This is a genomic window from Sabulicella flocculans (assembly GCF_045449635.1).
In the GTDB taxonomy this organism is placed as follows: domain Bacteria; phylum Pseudomonadota; class Alphaproteobacteria; order Acetobacterales; family Acetobacteraceae; genus Roseococcus.
On the sequence record NZ_JBJJBR010000037.1, the window covers coordinates 1 to 10,177 of the forward strand.

At 76.3% G+C, this 10,177-nt stretch carries 10 protein-coding genes; 2 read left to right on the forward strand and 8 right to left on the reverse strand.

Annotated features, from left to right (window positions below; translation table 11 throughout):
• The 4 genes from ACI6QG_RS19070 to hemE form a co-directional block, all read right to left on the reverse strand.
• Positions 1-741 (reverse strand): DNA translocase FtsK 4TM domain-containing protein (locus ACI6QG_RS19070; RefSeq protein WP_407026176.1); only part of this gene is annotated, 741 nt, incomplete at its 3' end.
• Between the two features lie 81 nt (positions 742-822).
• Positions 823-1,899 (reverse strand): ferrochelatase, encoded by a 1,077-nt coding sequence (gene hemH / locus ACI6QG_RS19075; protein WP_407026177.1) that lies wholly within the window; start codon positions 1,897-1,899, stop codon positions 823-825.
• Between the two features lie 50 nt (positions 1,900-1,949).
• Positions 1,950-3,911, reverse strand: a complete 1,962-nt coding sequence (locus ACI6QG_RS19080; RefSeq protein WP_407026178.1) for a methyl-accepting chemotaxis protein — start codon at positions 3,909-3,911, stop codon at positions 1,950-1,952.
• A 54-nt stretch (positions 3,912-3,965) separates the two neighbouring features.
• Positions 3,966-5,003: a uroporphyrinogen decarboxylase gene (gene hemE, locus ACI6QG_RS19085; protein ID WP_407026179.1), complete on the reverse strand. Its 1,038-nt coding sequence runs from the start codon at positions 5,001-5,003 to the stop codon at positions 3,966-3,968.
• A gap of 317 nt (positions 5,004-5,320) precedes the next feature.
• Here hemE and ACI6QG_RS19090 point away from each other — a divergent pair, with 317 nt between their 5' ends.
• The gene (locus ACI6QG_RS19090) at positions 5,321-6,259 is read left to right on the forward strand and encodes a pyruvate, water dikinase regulatory protein (RefSeq protein WP_407026180.1); all 939 of its coding nucleotides are present in this window, start codon (positions 5,321-5,323) and stop codon (positions 6,257-6,259) included.
• Positions 6,259-6,852, forward strand: a complete 594-nt coding sequence (locus ACI6QG_RS19095; RefSeq protein WP_407026181.1) for a Maf family protein — start codon at positions 6,259-6,261, stop codon at positions 6,850-6,852. The genes ACI6QG_RS19090 and ACI6QG_RS19095 overlap by 1 nt, the downstream gene beginning before the upstream one ends.
• Positions 6,853-6,859: 7 nt before the next feature.
• On the opposite strand, the gene ACI6QG_RS19100 is transcribed toward ACI6QG_RS19095, so the two are convergent.
• The 4 genes from ACI6QG_RS19100 to ACI6QG_RS19115 all read right to left on the reverse strand — a co-directional run.
• Positions 6,860-7,660: an ABC transporter permease gene (locus tag ACI6QG_RS19100; protein ID WP_407026182.1), complete on the reverse strand. Its 801-nt coding sequence runs from the start codon at positions 7,658-7,660 to the stop codon at positions 6,860-6,862.
• Complete coding sequence (locus ACI6QG_RS19105; protein WP_407026183.1) at positions 7,657-8,406, reverse strand: ABC transporter ATP-binding protein; 750 nt, start codon at positions 8,404-8,406, stop codon at positions 7,657-7,659. Before ACI6QG_RS19105 ends, ACI6QG_RS19100 begins: the two co-directional genes overlap by 4 nt.
• A gap of 32 nt (positions 8,407-8,438) precedes the next feature.
• Positions 8,439-9,608 carry an ATP-binding protein gene (locus ACI6QG_RS19110; RefSeq protein ID WP_407026184.1) on the reverse strand — a complete coding sequence of 390 codons (1,170 nt, stop codon included), beginning with the start codon at positions 9,606-9,608 and terminating at the stop codon, positions 8,439-8,441.
• Positions 9,605-10,177 (reverse strand): hypothetical protein (locus ACI6QG_RS19115; protein ID WP_491630755.1); only part of this gene is annotated, 573 nt, incomplete at its 5' end. The genes ACI6QG_RS19115 and ACI6QG_RS19110, both read right to left, overlap by 4 nt.

Below are 10,177 nucleotides of genomic sequence, written 5' to 3' on the forward strand. Positions count from 1 at the left end.
GGCGGCGCGCAGCACGGTGGCGAGGTCCGCCGCGGGCTCGGCGCGGCGGCGCCGGGGCATGGCGGCCCACAGGCTGCGGCCGGCCCAGCCCAGCGGGCGCGTCACCCAGTGGCGGCGGCGCACCCCCACCCGGGCGGCCGCCACGCCGCCCTGCGCGGTGGCCCGCGCCGCCCGCCGCCATTCCAGCGGCGACAGACCGAAGGCGACGTAGAGCGCCACCACCGCCAGCGCCCCCAGCGCCGCCTGGGCGCCCAGCCGGCCGATCGGGCCCAGCAGCGCCTCCAGGTTCACCAGCAGCACGGCCGAAACCAGCGGCCCCGCCGCCCCGGCCGACATGCCCGGCAGCACGGCGAAGGCGGCGGCCAGCAGCGGCATCGCCAGCCCCAGCGCCGCCACGCGCAGCGGCAGCAGCGAGACGCCGCGCCCGGTGAACATGCGCAGCGCCCAGGCCAGCAGCACCAGGGCCGGCAGCCAGGCCGCCCAGCCGAAGCCCTGCACCAGCACGTCCGACACATGCGCCCCCAGCCGCCCGGCCAGGTTGCGCGGCGCGCGGTCGGTGGCGGTGGACAAGGAAGGGTCGGCCGGGTCGTGGCTGGCCACGGCGGCGGCCAGCACCAGCCCGCCCACGCCCAGCACCACCCCGCCCAGCTCGTTCAGCCGGCGGCGGATGGCGGCCCGCACGGCGGGCGAGGCGAAGCGCGCGAAGCCGGACAGCGGGGCATCGGCGGTGGTCTGCGACATGCGGGCCATGGCCTTCGGGGGGAAGGTGGGAACGGCCGGGGGGAGGCGCAGCCTAGCAGATGGCGCGCCGCCCTTCCACCATCACGCCGCCAGCGCCTGCGCCTTCGCCCGCCCATGCGGGCAGTCGCCGTGCTGGCGCGGGCATTGCCGGGCGCCGGCGAAGGAGCACAGGCTGCGCCCGCCGCCCAGCGCGCCCCTGGCCAGGGCGGCCAGGGCGGCGATGAAGCCGGGGTCGCTGTTCTGCGCCGGCACGCGGAAATAGCCGGGCACGCCCAGCTTGTCGGCTTCCTCGCGGTACTCGACGTCCAGCTCCACCAGCGTCTCGCTGTGCTCGGAGACGAAGGCGATCGGCACCAGCAGGATGGCCGCCTTGTCGTGCGCCGCGCGCTCGATCTCCGCCTCGGTGGAGGGGCCGATCCATTTCTGCGGCGTCACGCGCGACTGGTAGCAGATGGTGGCATCCGCCTCCGGCGTGCGCAGGTGGCGCGTCACCGCGGCCACCGTCTGCTCCACCTGCCATTGGTAGGGGTCGCCCGCCTTCACGATGCTCTCGGGCAGGCCATGGGCGGTCCATAAAATGCGCAGCGGCACCGCCGGGTCCAGCTCCGCCCGCGCCTTGTCATAGGCCGCCTGCACCATGCGCGCGGTGGCGGCGGCATAGGCGCCGTCCGAGTGGAAGCAGCACAGGGTGGTGGTGGGCACGGACAGGCCCGCCTTGGCGCAGGCCTCCTCCCACGCCGTCACGCTGCTGCCGGTGGTGGTGGTGGAGAACTGGGGATACAGCGGCAGCAGCAGCGCCTCGTCCGGCGCCCAGGCCTTCACCTGCGCCGCCACCTCGTCGCTCATCGGGTGCCAGTAGCGCATGCAGACGAAGGAGCGGTACTCGAGCTCCCCGCCGTCGTTCAGCGCGGCGTCCAGGGCCTGGCCCTGCGCCTGGGTCAGCTCCAGCAGCGGGGATTTCCCGCCCAGGATCATGTAGTTCTCCAGCGCCGGCTTGGTGCGGCGCCAAGCGATCAGCTTGGCCAGCCAGGGGCGCACGAAGCCCGGCACCCGCAGGATGGCCGGGTCGGCGAACAGGTTCTCCAGGAAGGGGCGGACGCTGGCGGGGGCGTCAGGCCCCCCCAGGTTCAGCAGGACGATGGCGACGCGGCGAGGCATGGCACTGCACATACCCCCGCCCGGCCACGGTTCAACCCCTCGCGCCCCCGTCACGCGGCGCGCAGCCGCTGGGTCACGTCCTCCAGCGCCGCGCGCAGGCGCCGCTCCTCGCCGCCCAGCTCGCGGCCGATGTGCAGCAGCTCCTCCGCACGCTCGCCGGTGCGGGCGGCGGTGGCCGAGACCTCGCCCACCACCTCGGACAACTCGCGCGTGCCGCCGGCCGCCTGCTGCACGCTGCGGGCGATCTCGCGCGTCGCGGTTCCTTGCTCCTCCACCGCGGCGGCGATGGCGGCGCTGATGCCGTCCAGCTCGCCGATCGCCCCGCCCACCTCGTGGATCGCCTCCACCGCCGCCGCGGTCGCGGACTGCATGGCGTTGATCTGCGCGGCGATCTCCTCCGTCGCCTTCGCCGTCTGGGCGGCCAGGGCCTTCACCTCGCTCGCCACCACCGCGAAGCCCTTGCCGGCGTCGCCGGCGCGGGCGGCCTCGATGGTGGCGTTGAGCGCCAGCAGGTTGGTCTGCCCGGCGATGTCGCCGATCAGGCGCAGCACCTCGCCGATGCGCTGGCTGCTGTCGGCCAGCCCGGCGACGGTGGCATCGGTGCGGGCCGTGCGCTCCACCGCGCGACGCGCCGCCTCCGCGGCTTGGGCCACCTGGCGGCCGATCTCGCCCACGCTGGCCGAAAGCTGCTCGCCCGCCGCGGCCACGGTGCTCACCTGGCCGGATGCATCGTCGGCGCTGCCGGACGCGCGGCCGGCCAGGGCCTTGGCCTCCTCCATCGCGACGCGCAGCGCCTCGCCCCCGGTGGCCAGGCGCGCGGCGCTGGCACTCAGCGCCCGGCTGACCCCGCCCAGCTCCTCGTCCAGCCGGTCGGCCACGCGGGCCATGGCGGCGCGGCGCTCCTCCTCCGCCGCGATGGCCAGGCGCTCGCCTTCCGCGCGCAGCCGGGCGCGCTCCGCCGTCACGCCGCGCAGCATCTCGGCCGCCCCGGCGATCTCGCCGATCTCGTCGGTGCGGGCGCGGTGCGGGACGGGGGCCTCCACCTCGCCATCGGCGATGCCCCGCAGCCGCGCGCCCACCGCCGCCAGCGGTCCGGCGATGCCGCGCGCCAGCCACAGCGCGCCGCCCAGCGCCGCCAGCAACAGGGCGGACAGCGCGCCCAGCAGGGTCCAGTTGTCCTTGCGGGCGGCAGCCTGGGCTGCCTCCGTGTCGCGCCACACCTCGATCACTCCCACGACCTGGCCAGACAGGGCGCGCAACGGCAGGGCGCGCGCCACGCCAGCCTGGGTGCCCAGGGCCAGGGGCGCCGTCACCTCCTGCCCCTCGAAGGCGGCCGCGCGCTCCCCCTCGCCCAGCAGCGCACCGCCGCCGTGCGAGGAGCCGACCAGGGCGAAGCCGGCGCCGTCGCGCCGGTGCAGCGCCACATGGGCGCCGGTCTGGGCATGCAGCCGCGCGGTCAGCGCCGGGCCGAGGGCCGCGCCGACATCCACCACGCCGACCAGCCGCCCGCCCGCCGTCACCGGCGCGGCGCCGAACACCGCCAGGCTGTCGCGTCCGGGTTCCAGGCCCGCCGCCGCCTCGCTGCGCTCCATGGCGCGGCGCACCGTCTCGCGCCGCGGCACCACCAGGTCGCCGGAGGCAGCGGGCGCGTGGGCGCGGGCCAGGGCCACGCCGGGCGGCGAAAAGACGCTGACCAGCGTGGCGCCGTAGTCGCGCACCAGCGCCGCATGGGGCGGGGCCAGCACGGCCAGCGCCGCCGCGCGGTCCCCCGCGGCCAGCGCCCGGGCCAGGGCGGGATCGGCCGCCAGGACGCGGGCGGCGCGCAGGGCGGAGGCGGCCTCCGCCTCCAGCGCCGCATTCACGGCAGCCACTGTGCCGGCGATCGCCGTCCGCTCCTCCTGCCGCGCCATGCGCTCGCCCATCCACAGGGCGACGCCGCCGATGGCGCCGCCCGTGAGCAGCGCCACCCCGCCGATGGCGGCCAGCAGCCGCAGCCGCATCCCGATGCGCATCCCATGCTCCTTGTCAGGTCGCGGGCATGATCGGCGCGAAAGATGAACTTTCTGTTAGTCGCCGCGCACGAGCCGCACCAGCGCCTCCACATGCGCGATGGGCGTCACCTGCTCGACGCCGTGGCCCAGGTTGAACACGTGCGGGCGGCCGCGCAGCGCCGCCAGGATGCGCCGCGCCTCGCGCTCCAGCGCCGCGCCGCCGGCCACCAGCGCCTCCGGGTCCAGGTTGCCCTGCAGGGCGATGCCGGGCGGCACGTTCGCCGCCGCCCATTCGGGGTCCATCGCCGTGTCCATCGCCACCGCCTGCATGCCCGTGGCCCGCGCATAGGGCGCCAGGGCCGGCCCGGCCAGGCGCGGGAAGCCGATCATCGGCAGGGCGGGGAAGCGGGCCTTCACCGCGGCGCGGATGCGCGCCGCCGGGGCGATGACGAAATCCCGGAAGGCGGCCGGCGGCAACTGCCCGGCCCAGCTGTCGAACAGCATCAGCGCCTCCGCCCCCGCCTCTGCCTGGGCCAGCAGGTAGGCGATGGTCGCCTCCTCCAGCCGGGCCAGGATGGCGCCGAACAGCACGGGGTCGGCGTGCATCATGCGCCGGGCGTGGTGGAACTCGCCGCCGCCCTTGCCCTCGATCATGTAGCAGCCGACCGTCCAGGGCGCGCCGGCGAAGCCGATCAGCGCCACGCCGGGGTGGTGCTGCGCCAGCAGGGCGCGGGTGCGGCGCACCGTGCCCATGATGGGCTCGGCCTTCGCCGCCGCCCCCGCCACGTCCAGCGCCTCCAGCCCGGCGCGGTCGCGGATGGGGGGCAGGCGCGGGCCTTCCCCTTCCGCGAAGGTCAGCCCCTGGCCCATCGCCCAGGGCACGATCAGGATGTCGCTGAACAGGATGGCGGCGTCCATGCCGTAGCGGCGCACCGGCTGCACCGTCACCTCCGCCGCCATCTCCGGGTCCAGGCACAGCTGCATGAAGGAGCCGGCCTGGGCGCGGGTGGCCTTGTACTCGGGCAGGTGCCGCCCGGCCTGGCGCATCAGCCACACTGGCGGGGGGTCCAGCGCCTCGCCGGCGAGGACACGGAGCAGGGGCTTGTCCGACATGGCGCGCCTTATCCCTTCAAAGCTTGAAAAGAAGAAGAGTCTGTGGGGGTTGATGGGGCCTGTGGATGATGGGGACGCAACCGGCGCGCGAAGATTCCACAGGCTTGTCCACAGGCTGGCGCCGCGCCGGACTCGGCAGAAGGCCGCCCTTCGCGCGGGGACTCCCCCGTCATCCACAGGGCAGGCGGGGATTCCATCCCCCTGTGCGCCGGGGTGCGCGGGTTGTCCACCGGATTCCCCGGCGGCTGGCGGCGGGGCGTTTTCACCCCCACAATCCCCACCCCATCCACACCCACTCCCCTGGCCATCCACACCCCATGCCCGCACGCCAGACCAACCTGCACCTCGTGAGCGACAGCACGGGCGAGACGCTGAACTCCATGGCCCGCGCCGTGCTGGCCCGCTTCGACGACGCGGGCGTGGTGCAGCACCGCTGGTTCCTGGTGCGCTCGCGCATGAACCTGGACCGGGTGATCGAGGGGCTGGAGCACGAGCCGGGGCCGGTGATCTTCACCCTGGTGGACAGCTCGCTGCGCCACACGCTGGAGGAGACGTGCCACCGGCTCGGGGTGCCGCACGTCTCGCCGCTGGACGCCATCACCCAGATGCTCCAGGCCGAGTTCGGCGCCCGTCCGAAGGAGAAGCGCGCCGCCCAGCACGTGATGGACGCCGACTACTTCCGCCGCATCGACGCCATGCACTACGTGCTGGCCCATGACGACGGCCAGGGCACGGCGGGCATCCGCAACGCCGACCTGGTGCTGGTGGGCGTCTCGCGCTCCTCCAAGACGCCCACCTGCTTCTATCTGGCCAACCGCGGCATCAAGGCGGCCAACATCCCCCTGGTGCCCGGCGCCCCCCTGCCGCCCGAGCTGGCGGACCCGCCCTGCCCGGTGGTGGGGCTGACCATCGACGCCGCCTCGCTGATCGACATCCGCCGCAACCGGCTGAAGATCATCGGCGCCGGCGGCGTGCGCCAGGCCGAAACCGACTACGTGGACCCGGAGGCGGTGAAGGCGGAGATCCTGGCCGCCCGCCGCCTGTGCGCCGCGCGCGGCTGGCCGGTCATCGACGTCACCCGCCGCTCCATCGAGGAGACGGCGGCGCTGATCATGCAGCAGGTGGAGCTGTGGCACGCCCGCCGCGGCAACGGCCCCGAGGCCGCGCCGGAGGACCCGGCGGCCGCGGTGCTGGGCACCGCCGCGCCCGATGGCCGCGGGGCGCCGCCCGGCGGCCCGGGCCAGGGCGCCGCCTGATGCGCCTCATCCTCGCCTCGCAGAGCAGCGCCCGGCGCCGGATGCTGGAAGCGGCCGGCGTGCCCTTCGAGGCGCTGCCCGCCCAGGTGGACGAGGCCGCCATCAAGGAAAGCGCCCGCGCCGAGGGGATGGGCGCGCGCGACGCCGCCACCCTGCTGGCCGACGCCAAGGCGGCGCGCATCGCCCGCCGGCACCCGGACGCGCTGGTGATCGGCGCCGACCAGCTGCTGGTGCTGGGCGAGGACTGGCTGGACAAGCCCGAGGACCTGGGCGCCGCCCGCCGCCAGCTGCAGCGCCTGCGCGGCCACCGGCACGAGCTGGTGACCGCCGTGGTCGGCTGGCGCGACGGGCAGCGCGCGTGGCACCACGTCAGCGCTCCGCGCGTGAGCATGCGCGACTTCTCCGACGCCTTCCTGGAGGAGTACCTGGCGCGCGAGGCCGAGCACGTGACCCACTGCGTCGGCGCCTATCGCATCGAGGGGCCGGGGGTGGGGCTGATGCGCGACGTGCAGGGCGACTTCTTCGCCGTGCTGGGCCTGCCGCTGCTGCCCCTGCTGGCTTGGCTGCGCGACACCGGCGCGATCACGGCCTGACGCCGCCTCACTCCCCGATGTTCAGCAGCGCGCCCTTCACCCGCGCCGCCTGGAACTGCGCGCGGAACAGCCAGGCCATCAGCGCCAGCCACAGCGCGTCCAGCGCGAAGGCGGCGCCCAGGTGGCCCCATTCGGCGCGGCCGTCCAGCAGCGCCGCGCGCATCCCCTCGAACACGTGCGCGGCGGGCAGGGCGTAGGCCACCGGCTCCAGCCAGTCGGGCAGGATCGACACCGGGTAGAACACGGCGGCGAAGGGCGTCAGCCCGAACAGGATGGACCAGGCCAGCGCCTCGGCCCCGGCGCCGAAGCGCAGGATCAGCGCCACCACCCCCAGCGCCACCGCCCAGCCCATCATCACCAGCGCGGCGAAGAACAGCACCAGCAGCGGGCCGAGCTGCAGGATGTTGAAGGCGTACAGGAACCAGGCCAGCGCCATGGCCGGCAGCACCGCGATCAGCGTGCGCAACAGCGACAGCGTCATCAGCCCCGCCACCAGCTCCGCCGGCCGCAGCGGCGAGACGAACAGGTGGCCCAGGTTGCGCGACCAGATCTCCTCCAAGAAGCTCAGCGAGAAGCCCATCTGCGAGCGCAGCGCCGCCTCCCACAGCAGCACGCCGCCCAGCAGCACGCCCGCGGCGGCGGAGGCCACGTTGTTCTGCACCCCGGCCAGATAGGCGGTGATGAAGCCCCAGACCACCATCTGCAGGATGGGCCAGTACATCAGCTCGATGATGCGTGGCGGCGAGCGGCGGTACAGCGCGACGTGGCGGTACACCAGGCCCCAGACGCGGCGCAGCGGCCCGCTCATGCCGCCGCCTCCGCCCGCGTGCCGCGCGCGATGTCGAGGAAGACCTGCTCCAGGTCCGCCCGTCCGTAGCGCGCCAGCAGCGCCGCTGGCGTGCCCTGGTCCACCATGCGCCCGCCTTTCAGCATCAGCACGCGGTCGCACAGCCGCTCCACCTCGCCCATGTTGTGCGAGGCGAGCAGGATGGCGCAGCCGGATTCCGCCCGGTACGCCTCCAGCCGGCCGCGCACCCAGTCGCCGGTGTCGGGGTCGAGGGAGGCGGTGGGCTCGTCCAGCAGCAGCAGGGCCGGGCGGTTGATGAGCGACTTGGCCAGGGCCACGCGGGTCTTCTGCCCGGCGGACAGCTCGCCGGCCGGGCGGTCCAGCAGCTCCTCCAGCTCCAGCGCGCGGGCCAGCTCGCCGATGCGCGCTTCCAGCCGCGGCACGCCATAGAGGTGGCCGTACACCCGCAGGTTCTCCCGCACGGAGATGCGGTGCGGCAGGGCGATGTAGGGCGAGGAGAAGTTCATCCGCTCCAGCGCGCGGAAGCGGTCGCGCGCCATGTCGTGCCCCAGCGCCAGGATGCGGCCGGAACTTGGCACCAGCAGCCCCAGCAGCATGGCGATGGTGGTGGTCTTGCCCGCGCCATTGCCGCCCAGCAGGCCCAGCACCTCGCCGGGGGCGATGCTGAAGCTCAGCCCGTCCACCGCGGGCGGGCGGTCGGGCTTGTAGTGCTTGTGCAGCGCCTGGACGTCGAGGGCGGGGGTCATCCCCCCGCAAATGCGCCCCCGGGCGGAAAGTGTCAGCCCCTCAGCAGCCGGCCCTCGAAGGCGGCGATGCCGCGCTGCCAGCCCCAGGCGATGGCGGCCGGCGCGTCCGCCCCGGCCAGGATCAGGCTCGCGCGGTCCCCGGGCAGGGCGGCGTCCAGCGCGGCGCGGGCGGCGGCGCCGTGGCGCAGCCAGGCGGGGGCGAAGCGCAGCCGCAGCAGCGGCAGGCCCATGCGCGCCAGCGGCAGGGACAGCAGCGCGGCCTCCGTCACGCCGTCCAGCCCCAGGGTCCAGCCGCGGAAGCCGGCCCAGCGGCGCAGCCGGGCCCAGGCGCCGGGGTCGGCCAGCGCCTCCTCCCACGGCACCAGCACCGCCAGGGAACGCCGGCCCAGCGGGCCCAGCGCCGCTTCCAGCCGCAGGAAGGCGTCCTCCTCCAGCAGGGGCAGGGCCAGCGGCAGCAGCGGCGCCGTGGCCTGGCGCAGCTCCTCCGGCCGGGCCAGCGTCAGCAGCATGCGGCGCTGGGCGGCGTGGCGGAAGGCGGCTTCCTGCGCCGGGGTGGCGGCCAGGCCGGGCAGCAGGCGCTCCCAAAGGGCGGGCAGGTCGGGGCGCACCTCCTCGCGTGCCGGGGTGGCGGCCTCCGCCCCCGGTTCCAGCCGCCAGGAGGGGCGGCGGCGCAGGTGAGCGGCGATCTCCGCCCCGGCCAGGGCGCGCAGCGCGGCGGCGAACTCGGCCTCCGGCGGGGCGGGGCGGGGGGCGGGCGGCGGGGCGGCGGCGGGCGCGGCGTCCATGCCCAGCGCCGCCTCCACCACCGTCAGCAGCCGCGCGGCCTCCTGCGGCAGGCGCAGCAGGGGCAGCAGCTCCTCCGCCGCGTGCTCGGGCAGCAGCTTGGCCACGGCGGCGCGGGCGGCCAGCAGGTGCTCGCCCGGCGGGGGCGACAGCACCATCAGGTCGCCGCCCGGCAGCTCGTGCAGGCGGCCGCGGGTGGGGCGCAGGGCGGGGGCCAGCGCCTCGCGCAGCAGGCGCAGGTGGCGGGGCTGGCGCTGCTCCCGCGGCAGCAGGGACAGGCGCAGGTGCAGCACCCGCCGCTCGACGCCCGAGGCCGCGCAATCCCGCGCCAGCGCGGCCAGGGCCAGCGCCTCGCGCAGCGGGTCGGCGGTGTCCAGGCCCAGGGCGGCCAGGCCGAGGGCGGCGGCGGGCTGGGTCACGGCGCGCCCTCGTGCAGGGCGGCCGGGGGCGCCCAGTTCGGGCGCGGGCCCAGCAGCACCAGCCGCGGCGGCAGGATGGCGGGCGGGCGCGGCCCGGGTGGGGCCAGCGCCCACAGGGAGGGGTCGCCCATCCAGTCCAGCGCCGCAGGGTCCTCGCCCAGCAGGCCGGGCGCCCAGCCGGCGGCGCGCAGCGCCTCCAGCCGCAGGCGGTCCGTCGCGGCGGGCAGGGGCAGCACGGCCACCGGGGCGCGCGGGTCCTCCGCCCCGCCGCCGCGGCCGGGCGCCGCCGGCGCCTCCGCCGGGACCTGCAGGAACAGGCGCAGCCCGGGGCGCAACGGGATGGCGCCGGCCAGCACGTCGCGCAGCAGGGCGCGGGCGGCTTCCTCCCGCGCGCCGGGGCCGGGGGACAGCAACTGGCCGCGCGCCACCCCGGCGGCGTCCAGCAGGGGGCGCAGCCGCGGGCCGGCGGCGGCGGGGGCCGGGGCGGCCGGCGCCTCCCGCAGCAGGGCGGCGCCTTCGGGCAGGGGGATGCGGCGTGGCTCCTCGCCCAGCGCCTCCGCCATGCGGGC

Bases quoted from the DNA above. Each gene is read 5' to 3' on its own strand.
- ACI6QG_RS19095 (WP_407026181.1), top strand. From the start codon at position 6,259: ATGCGCCTCATCCTCGCCTCGCAGAGCAGCGCCCGGCGCCGGATGCTG.
- ACI6QG_RS19105 (WP_407026183.1), bottom strand. From the start codon at position 8,406: ATGACCCCCGCCCTCGACGTCCAGGCGCTGCACAAGCACTACAAGCCC.
- ACI6QG_RS19090 (WP_407026180.1), top strand. From the start codon at position 5,321: ATGCCCGCACGCCAGACCAACCTGCACCTCGTGAGCGACAGCACGGGC.
- hemE (WP_407026179.1), bottom strand. From the start codon at position 5,003: ATGTCGGACAAGCCCCTGCTCCGTGTCCTCGCCGGCGAGGCGCTGGAC.
- ACI6QG_RS19080 (WP_407026178.1), bottom strand. From the start codon at position 3,911: ATGCGCATCGGGATGCGGCTGCGGCTGCTGGCCGCCATCGGCGGGGTG.
- ACI6QG_RS19100 (WP_407026182.1), bottom strand. From the start codon at position 7,660: ATGAGCGGGCCGCTGCGCCGCGTCTGGGGCCTGGTGTACCGCCACGTC.
- hemH (WP_407026177.1), bottom strand. From the start codon at position 1,899: ATGCCTCGCCGCGTCGCCATCGTCCTGCTGAACCTGGGGGGGCCTGAC.